Source organism: Brevundimonas sp. GW460-12-10-14-LB2, from assembly GCF_001636925.1.
Taxonomy (GTDB): Bacteria; Pseudomonadota; Alphaproteobacteria; order Caulobacterales; family Caulobacteraceae; genus Brevundimonas; species Brevundimonas vesicularis.
In genome coordinates this window covers 78,069-94,928 of the sequence record NZ_CP015511.1, presented here as the reverse complement: position 1 = coordinate 94,928, position 16,860 = coordinate 78,069, and the positions used below count along the sequence as shown (strand labels likewise).

Genomic DNA, 16,860 nt, shown 5'->3' with positions numbered 1-16,860 from the left:
TGCTCGCCGTGTTTCGGTGGGCCGGGCGTAAACCGCCTGCCATCGCGATGCTTGCCAACCACGCCGTCATTGTACAAGTTCACACAACTACAACGGAGGCTTAGATGGCCAAAAGCCACAAGATTTTTATCGCGTTTGCAATCGAGGATAAGTGGGCGAGGGACTATCTCGTCGGCCAAGCCCTCAATGCTCGGAGCTCTTTCACCTTCACCGATATGTCGGTGAAAGAACCATGGGATGAAAAGTGGAAGACGCAATGCCGCGCTCGAATCCAAGGTTGCGACGGGGTCATTGCACTCATCAGCAAAAACACAGCGAAGGCCGCCGGCCAGCTTTGGGAAATCGGGGCGGCGAACCAAGAGCGGGTACCAACGCTGGGGATTTACACTACGACTGAAGATCGGCCAGCGAGTCTTCCGCTTGATATTGCTGGGCTCTCGGTGAAAGCTTGGACCTGGGATAACATCAGCGCATTTCTTGCCAAGCTCTGATCGGATGAAGCTTCCTGTATTCGTTAGCACGCCAAAGAGTTTTCTTAGCGTACAAGAAGATTTCATCGTAGAGGTTGAGAGACATCTCGATGGTTGCGGGCTTCAGCCAATAACATTGGGCCGGTCGGAGTATGATATGTCTGCGCCCTTGGAGGCCATTCGTCGGCTTATGAACGGGTGTTGCGGCCTAGTCTGTATTGGTCTCCGACGCACGTACATCTCCAAAGGTATCGACAGGCCTGATTCCGACATGGAGGAGGAACAGCAATCAAGGGATGGTACTTGGCTTAGCAGCCCTTATTGCCAGATTGAGTCAGCGATGGCTTATCAGATCGGACTTCCAATACTTCTGTGGCGCGAACGCGGCGTCGTGGCAGACGGCATCTTCGACCGTGGCGCACTCGGCCTTTCTATGCCGGAGTTTGATCTTTCGAAACCGCCTTCATTGACGGAACCATGCTGGAGCCAACCTCTGGCGCAATGGATAGATCGAGTAAGAGCAGTTCATCAGAACCGTGGGAGCGCACCCCAACTGTGGTAACCGCAGAAAGGCCTAACCGGCCACCATCAAGCAGCTCCAGCGATGGCAAAGCTGCTAGCCGAGCGGAAGAAATTGAACTCTTCAAACTAATGGTTGAAATGGCTGATCGTGTCAGTCAGCGTCGCCAAGCCGCAAACAGCTTCTATCTGACTCTTAATACGTTGATATTTGGATCGAGCGCGTACATTCGAACCTCAGATTCGCCGTTTCACGTAATTATAGCGGTTTCTTTAGCCGGCATATTGGCATCCCTTTTATGGATTGCCGGTATTGATAGCTATAAGACGCTCAACACAGCCAAGTTTTCTGTCATTCAAGAGATGGAAAAAGGCCTTCATTTTCAGCCTTTCGGCCAAGAATGGCGACTTCTAGATCCCAATCAGGATGGCATACGACATCGTCCTTTTCACGTGACAGAATTACTTGTCCCGCGAATATTTATTGGCCTTTACTTGGCGCAGATCGTATTCGCCACTCCTTGGCTAACTGTAGGCAAAGCCCTTAATTTGGCGTTTTCAACCGCCTGTGGACAATCCGCATGAAAGTGGGAGTAAGCGGACATCAAGATCGAGATGGTGCAGACTGGAAGTGGACTGTCGATGAGATCGACACGTACATTCGCAAACTGTCCCAATCAGACTCCGCCTATTCATCACTGGCAGCCGGAGCCGACCAAATCTTTGCCGAGAGAGCAATCGATAGAGGCTTGACCCATACGGCCGTTATTCCTTCGTCTGGTTACGAGCGAACCTTCGAAGAATCTGTTGATCGCGAGCGATTTGATCGATTGCTGTCTCGATCTAAGGTGGTGAGATTGCCTGCAGATGTCGCGGACCCCAAAGCATTTTTGGCCGCTGGGCGTTGGATCGTTGATCAAGTCGATGAGCTACTCGCTATCTGGGATGAAAAACCAGCGGCAGGAATTGGCGGAACAGGGGAAGTTGTTAGCTACGCAATGAGCTTGGGCCTTCCAGTCTTCGTGATTAATCCTATAAATCAGTCACAAGGTTATCTTCGATCTACCCCAGACGAACATCACGGTTAGACTGATCATAACATCACTATGTAGGATTGTCAGAGATAATCCTATATAGATTATAGGCTTATATTTATCATTACGCCAAGTTTTCAATTTCGCCGAGATGAGAGCGCGGTTAGAGCTCATCAAGCGTCTTGTCCCACTCCTCCATCGTGATGGTCCCGCGCGGCTCGCCGACGTAGAGGTCGATCCCTTTGGAGATGCGGCGGTCCTGTTCGCGTTCGATGACGGGGTCGAGGCCGGCGGCGCGGAGCTGGTCCTCGAGGGCGGCGATGCGGCGGTCCAGCTGGACGCGGCGGGCCAGTTGGGCGTGGCCCCATTCGGTGTTGGCGCGCTCCAGCTTCTGCTTCGCCTGCCAGTATTGGCCGCGCAGTTCCCAGTCGCTCTTGTCGCTGGTGTTCATGGCGAAGCGGCGCTCGGCCTCGGCCTCATTGGTCAGGATGTCGAAGACCAGTTGCAGGGGCGCGTTCTTCACCGTCAGGCGGGCGGCGCGGCCGGGGCCGTCACGGTCGGCCAATTTGCGATAGGTCTCGGCCAGGGCCGCCAGGGCGCGGGCCTGGGCGAAGTCCTGGGCGTGCAGGGCGCGGCCCGAGGCCTGGGCGGCGGCGCGGGCCAGGGCCGCCGGGTCGTTGGGGTCGTCGGGCGACAGGTCGGCGGCGTCCTGAGGCGACAGGGGCTGGGGCCCGGGCGTCGCGGCCTCGCTGCGCGGATGGCGGGACCAGCCCTCCTTCGTCGCGCGGGCGCGGATGGAGGCCTCGGTCACGTCGTGGCGGGCGGCGACGGTCTTGGCGTCGAGGCCGGACAGATAGTCTTTTCGGACCTGGGTCCAGACCTCGGGCGGTTTGATCTTGTAGCGGCGTTTTTCCATGCGGGCATTATGGGGCGGTCTCTACCCCAGGCCGGAAGAAGGCCGATTTTCGAGGCTAGAGATTTGATTTTCCACATCGCGACATGTCAGGGGTCACGCGCCAGCTGCGCATGAGGCGCGGGTGCGACCGATGATGACGCAGGGGCGTGCGACACCCCCGTCCCATGAGCCAGGGCATACATCGCAAGATCCGGCCGGACGCCGTCTGGGCTGAGGTTCGCAAGGCGTGGGAGGACGGCGAGACCGCGCGCTCCGTCGCCGCACGCTATGACGTCGGGGTGCCCGCCCTGTGGAAGCGGCGCGAGGCGGAAGGCTGGAAACGGCCCGAACCGACGCTGGCGCCGATCGAGCCTGCCGAGGGCTGGGACCGGCATATCCAGGCGCGGCGCGACGCCTTCAACGCCCAGCTGGAGGACGCGCGGGCGCTGGCGGAATGTCTGGCGGCGGCGATGACGGACGAGCGGCTGAGCCGGGCGCCGCACTGGCATATTCCGTGGCTGTATCACTGGCGCGCGACGCATCTGGGGCCCGAGGCGACGGCGCGGGACCGGGCGCGGGCGATCGAGACGGGCCAGCCGTGGGCCGAGCGGTTCTGGGACGACGGGGCGCTGAAGCCGCTGGCGTGGCTGGATCTGGAGATGGCGCGGCTGCATCCCGAGGACTGGCGCGCGGCCATCGGCCTGCCCGACGGACTGCCCGAGGCGGCCACGCGATACGCGCCCTGATGGGCGCCGCAGTTGACTTATCGGCGATAAGCGCCCATTTGCGCGGCGTCGCACACTCGCGATCTCCGGCGTCTCCAGCGCGTGTGGGTCCCCTTCGGACCTGTCTGTAGAAGCCGCCGGCCCCTCATATCCATTCGCTGCCCGGACACGCGGGGCGGCGCCCGATCCACCCCGCAGGCCTCCTCCCCGAGGCCCCGTCGGGACTGGCGGTGCGCGGCCCGACGGCGTCATGCCATGGCTGATAGCGCCCTGCCGCTACGCGAAAGATAGACTGCTGTGAGCACCACATTCGAATCCATGGGCCTGAACAAGGCCCTGCTGCAGGCCCTGGCCTCGACCGGCTACACCAAGCCGACCCCGATCCAGGAAAAGGCCATCCCCGACGTCATGGCCGGCAAGGACCTGTTGGGCATCGCCCAGACCGGCACCGGCAAGACCGCCGCCTTCGCCCTGCCGATCCTGCATCGCCTGGCCGAAAACCGCATCGCCCCCAAGCCGCGCACGACCCGCGTGCTGGTCCTGAGCCCCACGCGTGAACTGGCCACCCAGATCGGCGACAGCTTCAAGGCCTATGGGGCGCACCTGGGCTTCCGCGTCGCGGTGATCTTCGGCGGCGTGAAATACGGCGGTCAGGAGCGGGCCCTGCAACAGGGTCTGGACATCCTGGTCGCCGCGCCCGGCCGCCTGCTGGACCACATCCAGCAAAAGAACCTGGACCTGTCCTCGACCGAGATCTTCGTCCTGGACGAGGCCGACCAGATGCTGGACCTGGGCTTCATCAAGCCGATCCGCCAGATCGTCGCAAAGATCCCGGCCAAGCGCCAGAACCTGTTCTTCTCGGCGACCATGCCGTCTGAGATCGGCAAGCTGGCGGGCGAACTGTTGAAGGACCCGGTCAAGGTCCAGGTCACGCCACAGTCGACCACGGTGCAGCGCATCAGCCAGTCGGTCGTCTATATCGAACAGGGCAGGAAGCGCGCCCTGCTGACCGAGATGTTCAGCGATCCCGAATACACGCGCTGCCTGGTCTTCACCAAGACCAAGCACGGCGCCGACAAGGTCGCGGCCTATCTGGAAGCCGGCGGCGTCGAGGCCGGGGCCATCCACGGCAACAAGAGCCAGCCCCAGCGTGAACGCACCCTGGAAGCCTTCAAGAAGGGCAAGCTGCGCGTCCTGGTCGCCACCGACATCGCCGCGCGCGGCATCGACGTGGACGGCGTCTCGCACGTCGTAAACTTCGAACTGCCGCACGTGCCGGAAAGCTACGTCCACCGCATCGGCCGCACGGCGCGGGCGGGCAAGGACGGCACCGCCGTCAGCTTCGTCGCCGGCGACGAGATGAAGCTGCTGCGCGACATCGAAAAGGTCACACGCCAGAAGATCCCGGCCATCGACCGTCGTAACGACAAGGCCCTGGGTCAGCTGGACGCCACCATCATGGCGACCGGCGTCGGCAAGAAGGCGACCATGCCGGAACGCGAGGGCGGCGAGCGCAACGAGGGCGGCCAGGGACGGGGCGGTCGCGGCCGTCGCGCGCCACACCGCGAGGGCGTGCGTCCGGAAGGCGGCGGCCAGCCGCACCGCCAGCGTCGCAACCGCCCGGGCGAGACCCCGGCGGCCCCGCGTCCCGAGCGCGCCTACAACCCCCTGGCCGGCGAGCGCGTCCCCTCGATCAACGACAATGTCAAACCGGCCGAGGGCGAAATGAAGCGCCGCCCCCGTCGCCGCCCGTCGAACGGCGGCAAGGGCTACGGCGGCGCCGCCAAGGGCTGAGCCTGCGGGGCGGGGAGCGTTTGCTCCCCGCCGCCTTCATGTTGAGACAAAAGAAACGGCGGCTCCTGCGAAGGAGCCGCCGTTCTCATGTCAGCCGGGGCTGAGCGGAACTCAGAAGTTCCAGGTCGCGCCCAGCGAGAAGCCGACGCCCGAGCCTTGCGCTTCGCCGCGCAGGTTCGAGACGACAAGGCCGTTGCCATAGACGTCGCGCGTGTCGTTGATCGTCGCGGTGTCGATGTCGATGTAGGTCACGGCGCCGTCGAAGGTCATCGAACCGATCGTCTTGGACAGGCCGGCGGCGTACAGCCAGCGGTCGCCGTCCGGAATACGGGCGGTGCGGTGATCGTCCGGCGTCGGGGTCGGGTCGTAGCCCAGGCCGGCGCGGAAGGTCATCGACGGATCGATCTTGTAGTCGAAGCCGATCGCGCCGGTGGTGACGTCGTCATAGTCCTGAACGATGGTCGAGCCGCCGCCGGTGTAGGCGACGCGGATGGCGTCGAACTCGCTCCAGCCGATCTGGTTGACCTGGGCGTTCAGGGTCAGGCGATCGTTGACGGCGTAGCGGGCCGAGACGGTGGCGTACCAAGGCGTGGTGAAGGAGGCGCCGCCATCGGTCGAGACGTTGGCGCCGGCCAGGACGCCGGTCAGGCCCGAGATGTTTACCGAACCTTCCAGCTCGTGTTCGATCTTGGAGCGGTAAGACAGACCCAGGTCCAGCTTGCCGAAGTGCATCTGGGCGCCGGCGTTCCATCCGTAATCCCAGCCGTCGCCTTCCAGCTGGTTGCGGCCGTCGGTGGCCGAGGGGATCAGCACCAGCGGAGCAACGCCAGCAACGGTCGGCAGGTTCGGCAGCGCCGACGACAGGGTCGCCTTGGCGTACTGGGCGTCGAAGCCGGCGCCGATGTCCAGCCAGTCGGTGACCGTCATGGCGGCGACCAGGCTGACGTTGGCCGAACGCAGTTCCGACGTCAGGGCGTCGTAGCGGGCGAAGTCGGGCTGTTCGTACTTGGTGGTGAAGTTGTAGGGCGCCTGAACGGCCAGACCGACGTTGAAGCGGTCGCCGATCGGCATGGAGACGGCGAAGTTCGGCACGATGCCGCTTTCGACGACGTCGTGGACATGCGGGTCGCCAGCCACAACGGTTGAGCCGCTGAGGATGGTGCCGGCCGGGAACGGCGGCGTCGGGGCAGGCAGGTTGTAGCTGAGCGTGGAGCCGCGGTTGTCGACGTCGGAGTCCAAGATCAGGCCGTGCATGCCGACATAGACTTCGCGCTGGGTTCCGGCGATGGCGGCAGGGTTCCACCACAGCGACTGGACGCCCTTGTCGGCGCCGACGCCGGCGTTGGCGCGACCCTGGCCGCGGGTCGATTGTTCCTGGACATAGAAGGAGCCGGCCATGGCCGGGGCGGCGACGCCGGCCAGCAGGGCGGTCGTCAGGGCGATCCCGCCCACGCGGGCGAAGTTCCTGGAGGTCATTTCATACACCTAAGTAAGCGCCGGCCGCATTACGCGCGGTCGATCAGGGGAGGAGCCCTCTCAGCGTTCGCGGCGCGAAAGCGTTGCGGGCAAGGCCCCCATCGGACCGGAAACAGGCGAAACCGTGGCGCCTGAGCCGCACACGATCACGGCTTTGCGAGGTTACGCAGCGGCAACATCGATGCCTAGATTACGCAGTTCTGCGATCAAATCATGCGCCGCCGCATCGACCTGATCGGCGTTGCGGCCACGAATGACCAGATGGGTTCCGATCTCGCCGACGCTGCCATGGCCGAACGGATAGCTGCCGAACGACAGGTCGCGACGCTGGTTGGCCGCCGCCCGCAGCACATCGGCCACCGCCCCCTCGCCCACGCCGCCGACCTTCAAGGTCTGGGCATGAACGATCGCGCCGGTGCGCAGGCGCGGGGCCACATCCTCCAGCATGGCCTGCATGATCTTGGGCACGCCGGCCATGACGAAGACATTGCCGATCTGGAAGCCGGGCGCATCGGTGACCGGATTGGCGATCAGAACGCCGCCTTCGGGGATGCGCGCCATGCGACGGCGCGCGGCGTTGAAGTCGTCGCCATAGCGGCGCGACAGGATCGCCAGCGCGTCGGGATGTTCATGCAGGGCCACGCCGAAGGCGGCCGCCACGGCGTCGGCGGTGATGTCGTCATGGGTCGGACCGATGCCGCCGGTGGTGAAGACATAGTCCCAGCGTGAGCGGAGGGCGTCCAACGCCTCGACGATCCGGCCGTGATCGTCGCTGACGACCCGCGCCTCCATCAGGTCGATCCCCAACGCCGCCAGAAACCGGGCGATGGTGTTGGTGTTGGTGTCCTGGGTCCGGCCCGACAGGATTTCGTCGCCAATGACCAGGACGGCGGCGGTCGGGCCGGAACGGTCGGTGTCAGCGTCGGTCATGCGGGAATCCGGGGGCAGGCTTGAGGTTTCATGCTATAACGCCCATCTGCGGCGAACGGATTGCGCCGTATCCCGCCTTTTGCAGACCGATCGCCCCATGTACGAAACGCCCGAACTCGAAACCGACGTCCTGGTCCGCTCCAGCGCCATCCGCATCCATGAGGCGGAAGACTTCGAGGGCATGCGCAAGGCCGGCCGTCTGGTCGCCGAGGCGCTGGACATGATCGCGGCGCATGTGAAGCCGGGCGTCCTGACCAGCACGATCGACGATCTGGTGCGCGAGTTCACCCTGGACAACGGCGGCCTGCCCGCCTGCTTGGGCTACAAGGGTTACGAGAAGACCGTCTGCACCTCGATCAACCACGTCGTTTGCCACGGCATTCCCGGCGACCGGGTGCTGAAGGACGGCGACATCGTCAACATCGACCACACCGTGATCGTGGACGGCTGGCATGGCGATTCCAGCCGCATGTATGCGGTGGGCGAGATCAATGCGCGGGCCAAGAAGCTGATCGACGTGACCTATCAGTCGCTGGATCTGGGCCTGGAGCAGGTCAAGCCGGGCAACACCTTCGGCGACATCGGCTATGCGATCCAGAAATTCGTCGAGGCTCAGCGCATGAGCGTGGTGCGCGACTTCTGCGGCCACGGCATCGGCCGCGTCTTCCACGACAGCCCCAATGTCCTGCACTACGGCCGTCGCGGCGAGGGCGCGGTGCTGAAACCCGGCATGTTCTTCACCGTCGAGCCGATGGTGAACCTGGGCAAGCCGCACGTGAAGGTGCTGTCCGACGGGTGGACCGCCGTGACGCGCGACAAGTCCCTCTCGGCCCAGTGCGAGCACACCATCGGGGTAACGGAAGACGGACTGGAAATCTTCACGGCGTCGCCGGCGGGGCTGTTCCGACCAAACTGACGGACGGCGCGTCATGCGCTGACACAACCACTTTCGTGATCCACGGCGCGACGTTAGGTTGCTGATACGCAACCGGTGGATTCGCCTATGAGGAATGCCTACGCCGTAATCGGCTTAGCGACGCTGTTGTTGGGCTGCGCTGCTGATCGTGCGCCTTCCACGCCAGATGCGCTCACCTTGATTTCGGATCATGGCGCTGAGGTCGAGCGATGCATTCCGCTGAAGACGAAGGCGTTGTTCAGTTGCTGGTGGTCCGGACCGGACGCCCCGCTGACCCACTGTGTGAATTATGAGGATGATGAACCCGCCTGCGGCCTGAAGGCGCGAGGGGGCGCCTATCTGAGCCGAGGCGCTCCGGGCGGTGGCAATATGTTCGAGCGTCAAGGTGGGACGTGGCAAGTCATCTCCGTGTTCGAGGACAGCGAAGGCCGTGTTGGCATGGCGGCGGAGCGGATGGATGGCACACGATACCTGAGCCACCATGACCAGTCGCCGCCAGCGGACGCCGCACCGTCGCAACCCGTGTGGCCAAGGTGGCCCGTGGGGCTGGAGTTCGGTCCCGAGCAGGCGGTGCGCTAATGTCGCTGGACGAGGCTTCAGACGGATCGCAACACGCAGACCGGACCAAGCCGATTCCGCGCCACAGCGGTCATCGCGACCGGCTGCGTGAGCGGGCGGCGAAGGGCGGTTTGGGCACCCTGCCCGACTATGAGTTGCTGGAACTGCTGCTGTTTCGCAGCGTGCCCTATAAGGACACCAAGCCGCTGGCCAAGGATCTGCTGGCGCGGTTCGGAGGGCTGGAGGGGATCGGGGCGGCCAGCCATGAGGCGATCGAGGATCAGGTGGCGCGGTCGATGGGATACGCCGTCGGCAAGGCGACGCGGGCGGTGGCGCTGGACCTTCAGCTGATCTTCGACGTGACGCGGCGGATCGCGAAGGAGCCGACGGCGAAGCGGCCGGTGATCTCGTCCTGGACGGCGCTCCTGGCCTATGTCCGCGTCGCCTTGCAGCACGAGCCACGCGAGCAGTTCCGGGTGTTGTATCTGGACAAGAAGAACCAGCTGATCCTGGACGAGGTGCAGAACCGCGGCACGGTCGATCATGCGCCCGTCTATCCGCGCGAGGTCGTGCGGCGCGCGCTGGAGCTGTCGGCCAGCGCCCTGATCCTGGTGCACAATCATCCGTCGGGCGATCCGACCCCCAGCCGCGCCGACATCGAGATCACGAAACAGGTTGTGCAGGCCGGCCGCGCCCTTAACGTCGAGGTTCACGACCATCTGGTCGTCGGCCGCGACGGGGTGGCCAGCTTCAAGCAACTGGGCCTGATGTGACCGACAGAATTCTGACGACCGAGCGACTGGTGATGAGCCCCGTCTCGACTGACGATTTCGGTGAGCTGCTGACGCTGTGGTCCGATGAGGACTTCACGCGCCACATCATGGGCCGGGCGCTGGGGCGCGAAGAGCTCTGGTTCCGGCTTCTGCGCGATCTCGGCCATTGGGCGGCTATGGGCCATGGCAACTGGACGATCCGGCTGCGGGACGGCGGCGCCTATCTGGGCAGCGTCGGGGTGTTCGACTATCGCCGCGAGCTGGAGCCGCCGTTCGATGCGCCGGAGCTGGGCTGGGGCGTGGCGCCGGGATTTCAGGGGCGGGGCTATGCGGCCGAGGCCCTGACGGCGGCCCTGGCCTGGACCGACCGGAGGCTGGAGGGGCGAACCGTCTGCATGATCTCGCCCGAGAACCTGGCCTCGCTGAAGCTGGCGGCGCGGGTCGGTTATCGTCCCTATGCGACGACGACTTACAAGGATCATCCGGTGCAGTTGTTCGAACGGCCACGGCGCGCGCCGTAGGTCGGCATTAAGGATTACCGGGCAAACTGGCGTTGAACGAAGTACGAGCGCCCGCCATGCCCATGTCCGTCGAAACGCTGCGCCAGCATCTGGTCGAAGCCTTCGCCGACGCCGAGATCGAGATCGAGGATCTGGCCGGCGACGGCGACCACTATCGCGCGCGGATCGTGTCGAGCGCCTTCACCGGCCTGCCGCGCGTGCGTCAGCACCAGATGGTCTATGCGGCGCTGAAAGGTCAGATGGGCGGCGAGCTGCACGCCCTGGCGCTGGAGACCTCGGCTCCGGCCAAGGAGGTCTGAAGACCATGCGCTATCGCCCCTTCGGCGTCTCCGGCGCCGCCATTTCCAACCTGACGCTCAGTTTCGGCGCCGAGGCGTTGAAGCGCGGGCGCGAGGCCGGGCTGGACCTGCTCTATTCGGCGCTGGAGGCGGGGATCAACAGCTATCGGCTGGAAACGGCCGACCCGGTGGCGGCCGAGGTGCTGGGCGAGGCGCTGTCGCATGTGGAGCGAAAGCTCGTCTATGTCAGCCTGACGCTGGGCGCCGGCGACGGTCGCGACCAGCAGCGCGACTTCTCGGCCCAGGGCATGACCGCCGCCATCGATCGGGTGCTGCATTTCTCCGGCCTGGGCTGGGTCGACATGGCGGTGCTGCACGAGCCCGGCGAAACCGAACTGGCGCAGTCATCGCTGAGCGCGCTGAAGGCCATGCGCGCCACGGGACGGATCAAGCTCCTGGGCATCGCCGGCGGCGGCGACGTGATGGACGCTTATGTTTCCACCGGGGCGTTCGACGCCCTGCTGACCCCGTTCGACATCAATGCCGACTGGAAGACCCGAAACCGCGTCCGTGCAGCCCGCGAACAGGACATGGCGGTCTTCGCCTATGACTTCTACAAGGATCGTCGCTCGGGGCCACGTATCGCGCCGATCGTGAAGAAGGGCCTGTTCGGCTTCGGGGGCCAGAAGCGGCCGCAGGATTCGCCGCAGAAGGATGCGTTCGGCTTCCTGTATCGCACGCACAACTGGACGGCCGAGGCGATCTGCCTGTCCTACGTGCTGACCGACCCGTCGGTATCCAGCGTGATCGTCAATCCGACCGACACCGATCGGCTGGCGACACTGGCCGCTGCGCCCGAGCGGGACATGCCGCCGGGCCTGGCCGCGCAGATCGAGATGGCGCGCGTCGTGGCCAATCAGGCGGCCTGACCAGGCCCAGCGGCTGTGCAGAACGTCGCGGACGCCTTGACCGCGCCCGTTCGGCTCCCTAGCTGACGGGCTTCACGAAAGGCCCTTATCCGTGACCGACACCGCCCAAGCCGCCGATCCCGTCCACGCCTTCATCGGCGAAACCGTCGCCCAGAACGACGTGGTTCTGTTCATGAAGGGCACGCCGGACCAGCCGCGCTGCGGCTTCTCGTCCCTGGCGGTGCAGATCCTGGATCATGTCGGCGCCGGCTTCGTGGGCGTGGACGTGCTGCAGGACGAGGCCCTGCGCGAAGGCATCAAGAGCTTCACCGACTGGCCCACCATTCCGCAGCTCTATGTGAAGGGCGAGTTCGTCGGCGGATCGGACATTATCCGCGAGATGTTTCAGGCCGGCGAGCTTCAGGCCCTGATGGTCGAGAAGGGCGTGCCGCTCGGCGAGGCCTGATGGCCAGGAAGACCCTCACGCCGCGCGAGGACCGCGAGGTCTTCGTCGTGCCGCTGGACGTGCGGCCCGAGCACATCGACGCCAACGGCCACGTCAACAACGTCGTCTATGTCGGCTGGCTGCAGGATGCGGGCACGGCCCACTGGAATGCGCGCTTCGACGAGGCGACGCGGGCGAAATGGTCGTGGGTCGCGACCCGGCATGAGATCGACTATCTGCGCGGCATCGAGCCGGGCGCCGAGGGCGTGGTCGCCTGCACCTGGGTCGGCGATCCGCAGGGACCGCGCTTCACCCGCTATGTCCGCATCGAGGACGCCCAAGGGCGCGTCTGCGCCCAGGGCGTCACCGAATGGGTGCTGGTGGACGCTGCGACCCTGAGACCGCAGCGCATTCCGCCAGACATGCTGGTCGTGTTCGAGACGCCTACTTCAGCGCATTGAGGATGCGGGCCGGCGTGCCGGGCTCCACGCCCAGGTCGGCATAGGTCCAGCGCAGCTCGACGCCGTCCGGGACCAGGGCCTTGCACAGGTCCTGTTTGGTGCGGCGAAGCGTGATCTCGGCCGGCGAGCCGTCCGACACCGACACTTCGAAATCCGACGCCTGGGTGCAGCCGTTGGAATCGACGCGCGCGACCAGGGCGCCGTCGGCGAACCGGGCTTCGCGGATGGCCTCGGCCGGCGGGGCGTCGTCGCGGCGCAGGTTCACCGAGACATTCTCGCCCGCGTCGCTGTCATAGATGACGCAGGCCGACAGCAACGGCGCGACCAGGGCCGCGACCGCCAGACCCTTGATCATCTGGCCCTTGATCATCGGGCCCTTGACCAGGCTGCGCATCACTGGCCCGAGGCCGGCGCGGTGATGACGCGCGTGGTCGGCTTTTCGGTCGAGACGATGATGCAGCCCGACAGCAGCGGGGCGGCGATGGCGATGGCGAGAGCGAGACGAAGCATTGGTGTGTTCCCCAGTTGAAGCTTGACCCTTTTGTGCCGCGCGGGCCGGGCGCGCACACGTGAATAATCGGAAAGCTGGGTGAACAATCGGAAAGGATCGGGGTTGAACGTGACCGCAACCGCCATAGCTACAGTCCCCCCCTCTCCTGCCCCACGGATCGTCCTTCATGAGCCAGCTGTTCTCGCCCCGCGCCGTCGGCCCCCTGACGCTGAAGAACCGCGTCGCCATCGCGCCGATGTGCCAGTATTCGGCCATCGACGGCGTGCCTCAGCCCTGGCACGTGCAGCATCTGGGACGACTGGCGATCTCCGGCGCTGGACTGATCATCGTCGAGGCGACGGGGGTCGAGGCGGCGGGACGGATCACGCCGGACGACACCGGCCTGTGGAACGACGGCCAGGAAGAGGCCTTCGCCCGGATCATTCGCGACATCCGCACCTACAGCGACACCCCGATCGGCATCCAACTGGCCCACGCCGGACGCAAGGCTTCGACCAGCGCGCCGTGGAAAGGTGGCGGCGCCCTGACGGCCGAAGACGGCGCGTGGGAAACCTTCAGCGCCTCGGCCGAACCGTTCAAGGATGACTGGCACACGCCGACCGCCATGACCCCGGCCGACATGGACCGCGTGGTCGCCGCCTTCGAGGACGCGGCGAGGCGGGCGGACCGGGCCGGGTTCGATCTGGTCGAACTGCACGCCGCCCACGGCTATCTGCTGACCCAGTTCCTGTCGCCGGTGTCCAACCACCGCACCGACGAGTTCGGCGGATCCTATGAGAACCGGGCGCGATTCCCGCTGCGGGTCGCCCAAGCCCTGCGCGACGCCTGGCCCCGGACCAAGGCGCTTGGCGTACGCTTCAACGGCTCGGACTGGGTCGAGGGCGGCATCGCCCTGGACGAGGTGACGGCCCTTGGTCAGGCGCTGCACGACATGGGCTACGACTATCTGCACCTGACGTCGGGCGGGAACGTCGCGCAGGCGCAAATCCCGGGCGGTGAGCCGGGCTATCAGCTGCGGTTCGCCCAGGCCGTGAAGGCGGCGACGCCTCAGGCCAATGTCATGGCCGTCGGCATGATCTTCGATCCGCAGCAGGCCGAGGACATCGTGGCGTCCGGTCAGGCGGACTTCATAGCCATTGCACGCGCGGCGCTGGACGACCCGCACTGGGCGCACCATGCAGCCGTAGCCCTGGGCGAGGACGAAGGCCTGCCGGTCCAGTATCGCGGCGCCGGCAAGGGCGTTTGGCCGGCATACGGCAAGGCCGACGTTTAAGGCCTGATCAGGCGGCCTTTTCCATCGACGGATCGACGGCCCATAGAACGCGTGCAGCGGCTTGAACCTCTGCATCGGCCGTCTTTTGCGGGCGGCCGAGCAGATAGCCCTGGACCTCGTCGCAGCCCTGATCGCGCAGGAAGGCCAGCTGCTCCAACGTCTCGACGCCCTCGGCCAGGACGGGGATGTGCAGGCTTTCGCCCAGGGCCAGGACCGCGCGAATGATGGCGGCCGACTGGGGTCCGCCGTCAAGTTCGGACATGAAGGAGCGATCCAGCTTGATCTTGTCGAACGGGAAGGCGCGCAGGGTCGACAGCGACGAATAGCCGGTGCCGAAGTCATCCATGGCGATGGAGACGCCCAGCAGCTTCAACTGACGCAGGACGTGGGTCGTGCGCTCCATGTCGGTGATCATGGCTGTCTCGGTGATCTCCAGCTCAAGCCGCGACGGCGCCAGGCCGGTCTCCACCAAGACCTGATGCACCAGGCGCGGCAGGTCGACGTGGCCTAGCTGCACCGGCGACAGGTTGACGGCGATCTTGTGCGGTTCGGTCCAGCTGGCGGCCTCGGCGCAGGCGGTGCGCAGCACCCATTCGCCGATCGGCAGGATCAGACCGTTCTCTTCAGCCAGAGGAATGAAGTCGGCCGGCGAAATGAAGGTCCCGTCCGGCTGGATCCAGCGCAGCAGCACCTCATAGCCCGTGATGTCGCCGGTATCGACGGCGGCCTGAAGCTGCCAGTTCAGGCTGAACTGGCCCTGATCCAGGGCCTCGCGCATCTGTTGGGCCATGCGACGTCGATTGCGCACCGCCTCGTCCATCTCCTCCTCGTAGAAGCAGACGTCGGTCCCTAGCGAGGCCTTGGCCCGGTACATGGCGAGATCTGCGTCATTGATCAGGGCGGACGGGTCGTGGGCGTCGTCAGGCCAGATCGCGATGCCGGTGCTGAGACCGCAGGCGACCTCGGCATGGTCGAGCACGACCGGGGCGGTGACGGCGTCGCGCAGGCGCGCGACCAGATCCAGGGCGTCGTCCTTGTGCTGGATCGGCACGACGGCGACGAACTCGTCCCCGCCCAGGCGGGCGATGAACTCGTCGTGGCGCAGGCAGGCGCGCATCCGTTCGGCGATCTGGATCAGCAGCTGGTCGCCGGCGGCATGGCCGTGAACGTCGTTGACCTCCTTGAACCGGTCCAGATCCATGGCCAGCAGGGCCACCTTGTTCGGAACGGTCAGGTCGGCGGTCTGGCGCGTCAGCCATTCCAGGAAGGACGAGCGGTTGGGCAGGCCGGTCAGGCCGTCGTTGCGCGCCAGATGGGCGATGCGACGCTCCTGCGCCTGACGCATGCGCAGATCGCGCACGGCGTAGATCATGACGTGATCCATACCGCAGTCGCGGCGCACGGCGATCTCGACGGGGATGTCCGCCCCGCCTTCGGCGACCAGTTTGGACTGGCTCAGGCCGTTTACTGTCAGATCGGCAACGCCGGCGATCCAGCGCGACAGCGGCTCGCCGACCAAGGCCTGATGCTGGACGCCCGCCAGATCGGCGAAGGCGGCGTTGGCGGCCAGGATGACGCCGTCCTGTTCGACCACCATGCCATCGACGCTGCCCTCGATCAGGTGATCCAGGCGCGCCTTGGCCTGCAGACGGGACTGGACGTCCAGGGCGTGGCTGGCGACGCCGGTGCCCAGCATCATCAATCCGACGGCGGAGACGGCGAAGGCCAGGACCAGATTGGTGGATCCGACAGCGCCCATATCGACCAGCGCGCCGACCGGCACGATCGTCATGGCGGCCATGCCGGTGAAGTGCAGGGCCACGATGCCCATGACCATCAGCACGACCGGGACGACCTTGCCGGACTGCCGGGCGCGATTGAACGCCAGGGCGCCCAAGACGACCGCCCCCGCAACTGAAGCGGCGACATATGGGGCCGACCAGTGGATGACGGCGTCGGTCGCAAAGGCCGCCATGCCGGTATAGTGCATGGCCACCACGGTCAGGCCGAACAGCACGCCGCCGATCTCGGCCGAGGCCGGCATCCGGCGCGAGGCCACCCAGAGCGCCAGCGCGCTGCCGGCGATGGCGACGCCCAGGGACAGGCCGGTCAGCACGGGGCCATAGCTGATGGTGACGCCGGGCTCATAGGCGATCATCGCCACGAAATGGGTGCACCAGATCGTCGCCCCGGTCGCCACCGCGCCCATGAAGGCCCAGGCCAGACGCGTGCCCTTTTGGGCGGCGCGCAGGCGGCGATACAGGCGGAAGGTGATGATAGAACCGATCAGGCACAGGCCGGCGGCCAACGCGACGAGCCAAAGATTGTGGTCGTCGGTCAGGCAGGTGAAGAAGCGCATGAAGCTACAGACCT

19 protein-coding genes are annotated in these 16,860 nt (G+C 65.4%); 14 read left to right on the top strand and 5 right to left on the bottom strand.

The window, feature by feature from the left end; translation table 11 throughout:
- Positions 1–104: 104 nt before the first annotated feature.
- The 3 genes from A4249_RS00550 to A4249_RS16435 all read left to right on the top strand — a co-directional run bounded on the left by A4249_RS00550 (position 105) and on the right by A4249_RS16435 (position 2,077).
- A complete protein-coding gene (locus tag A4249_RS00550; protein ID WP_066549894.1) occupies positions 105–491 on the top strand; it encodes a TIR domain-containing protein in 387 nt (128 codons plus the stop codon).
- A 456-nt stretch (positions 492–947) separates the two neighbouring features.
- Positions 948–1,574 (top strand): RipA family octameric membrane protein, encoded by a 627-nt coding sequence (locus A4249_RS16440; protein ID WP_156494563.1) that lies wholly within the window; start codon positions 948–950, stop codon positions 1,572–1,574.
- Positions 1,571–2,077 (top strand): hypothetical protein, encoded by a 507-nt coding sequence (locus A4249_RS16435; RefSeq protein ID WP_156494561.1) that lies wholly within the window; start codon positions 1,571–1,573, stop codon positions 2,075–2,077. The genes A4249_RS16440 and A4249_RS16435 overlap by 4 nt, the downstream gene beginning before the upstream one ends.
- Before the next feature lie 109 nt (positions 2,078–2,186).
- Here the strand turns inward: A4249_RS16435 and A4249_RS00545 are convergent, their stop codons facing one another.
- The gene (locus A4249_RS00545; protein WP_066549892.1) at positions 2,187–2,939 is read right to left on the bottom strand and encodes a hypothetical protein; all 753 of its coding nucleotides are present in this window, start codon (positions 2,937–2,939) and stop codon (positions 2,187–2,189) included.
- A 164-nt stretch (positions 2,940–3,103) separates the two neighbouring features.
- On the opposite strand from A4249_RS00545, the gene A4249_RS16430 reads away from it, so the two are divergent.
- A complete protein-coding gene (locus A4249_RS16430; protein ID WP_066549889.1) occupies positions 3,104–3,664 on the top strand; it encodes a hypothetical protein in 561 nt (186 codons plus the stop codon).
- A 276-nt stretch (positions 3,665–3,940) separates the two neighbouring features.
- Positions 3,941–5,437, top strand: coding sequence for a DEAD/DEAH box helicase (locus A4249_RS00535; protein WP_442854489.1), 1,497 nt, complete (start codon positions 3,941–3,943; stop codon positions 5,435–5,437).
- A gap of 111 nt (positions 5,438–5,548) precedes the next feature.
- Here A4249_RS00535 and A4249_RS00530 read toward each other — a convergent pair whose 3' ends face one another.
- Positions 5,549–6,913, bottom strand: coding sequence for an OmpP1/FadL family transporter (locus A4249_RS00530; protein WP_066549874.1), 1,365 nt, complete (start codon positions 6,911–6,913; stop codon positions 5,549–5,551).
- A 162-nt stretch (positions 6,914–7,075) separates the two neighbouring features.
- Positions 7,076–7,843, bottom strand: coding sequence for a competence/damage-inducible protein A (locus A4249_RS00525; RefSeq protein ID WP_066549873.1), 768 nt, complete (start codon positions 7,841–7,843; stop codon positions 7,076–7,078).
- A gap of 97 nt (positions 7,844–7,940) precedes the next feature.
- Here A4249_RS00525 and map point away from each other — a divergent pair, with 97 nt between their 5' ends.
- The 8 genes from map to A4249_RS00485 all read left to right on the top strand — a co-directional run bounded on the left by map (position 7,941) and on the right by A4249_RS00485 (position 12,703).
- A complete protein-coding gene (map, locus tag A4249_RS00520) occupies positions 7,941–8,759 on the top strand; it encodes a type I methionyl aminopeptidase (RefSeq protein ID WP_017504701.1) in 819 nt (272 codons plus the stop codon).
- 87 nt (positions 8,760–8,846) lie between these two features.
- Positions 8,847–9,338, top strand: a complete 492-nt coding sequence (locus tag A4249_RS00515) for a hypothetical protein (RefSeq protein WP_066549872.1) — start codon at positions 8,847–8,849, stop codon at positions 9,336–9,338.
- Positions 9,338–10,090: a RadC family protein gene (radC, locus tag A4249_RS00510; RefSeq protein WP_066549865.1), complete on the top strand. Its 753-nt coding sequence runs from the start codon at positions 9,338–9,340 to the stop codon at positions 10,088–10,090. The genes A4249_RS00515 and radC overlap by 1 nt, the downstream gene beginning before the upstream one ends.
- Entirely contained in the window at positions 10,087–10,611 is a 525-nt protein-coding gene (locus tag A4249_RS00505) for a GNAT family N-acetyltransferase (RefSeq protein ID WP_082853985.1), read from the top strand. The genes radC and A4249_RS00505 overlap by 4 nt, the downstream gene beginning before the upstream one ends.
- Positions 10,612–10,667: 56 nt before the next feature.
- Complete coding sequence (locus A4249_RS00500) at positions 10,668–10,910, top strand: BolA/IbaG family iron-sulfur metabolism protein (protein ID WP_066549863.1); 243 nt, start codon at positions 10,668–10,670, stop codon at positions 10,908–10,910.
- A 5-nt stretch (positions 10,911–10,915) separates the two neighbouring features.
- Complete coding sequence (locus tag A4249_RS00495) at positions 10,916–11,818, top strand: aldo/keto reductase (RefSeq protein ID WP_066549860.1); 903 nt, start codon at positions 10,916–10,918, stop codon at positions 11,816–11,818.
- A 91-nt stretch (positions 11,819–11,909) separates the two neighbouring features.
- Positions 11,910–12,263, top strand: coding sequence for a Grx4 family monothiol glutaredoxin (grxD, locus tag A4249_RS00490; RefSeq protein ID WP_017504696.1), 354 nt, complete (start codon positions 11,910–11,912; stop codon positions 12,261–12,263).
- Positions 12,263–12,703, top strand: a complete 441-nt coding sequence (locus A4249_RS00485; RefSeq protein WP_066549859.1) for an acyl-CoA thioesterase — start codon at positions 12,263–12,265, stop codon at positions 12,701–12,703. The genes grxD and A4249_RS00485 overlap by 1 nt, the downstream gene beginning before the upstream one ends.
- On the opposite strand, the gene A4249_RS00480 is transcribed toward A4249_RS00485, so the two are convergent.
- Complete coding sequence (locus tag A4249_RS00480) at positions 12,687–13,097, bottom strand: hypothetical protein (protein ID WP_066549855.1); 411 nt, start codon at positions 13,095–13,097, stop codon at positions 12,687–12,689. The two genes, A4249_RS00485 and A4249_RS00480, sit on opposite strands and share 17 nt — an antisense overlap.
- 283 nt (positions 13,098–13,380) lie before the next feature.
- Between A4249_RS00480 and A4249_RS00475 the strand changes: the two genes are divergently transcribed.
- The gene (locus A4249_RS00475; protein WP_066549851.1) at positions 13,381–14,487 is read left to right on the top strand and encodes an NADH:flavin oxidoreductase/NADH oxidase; all 1,107 of its coding nucleotides are present in this window, start codon (positions 13,381–13,383) and stop codon (positions 14,485–14,487) included.
- A 7-nt stretch (positions 14,488–14,494) separates the two neighbouring features.
- On the opposite strand, the gene A4249_RS00470 is transcribed toward A4249_RS00475, so the two are convergent.
- A complete protein-coding gene (locus A4249_RS00470) occupies positions 14,495–16,846 on the bottom strand; it encodes a bifunctional diguanylate cyclase/phosphodiesterase (RefSeq protein WP_066549848.1) in 2,352 nt (783 codons plus the stop codon).
- Positions 16,847–16,860: the final 14 nt, after the last annotated feature.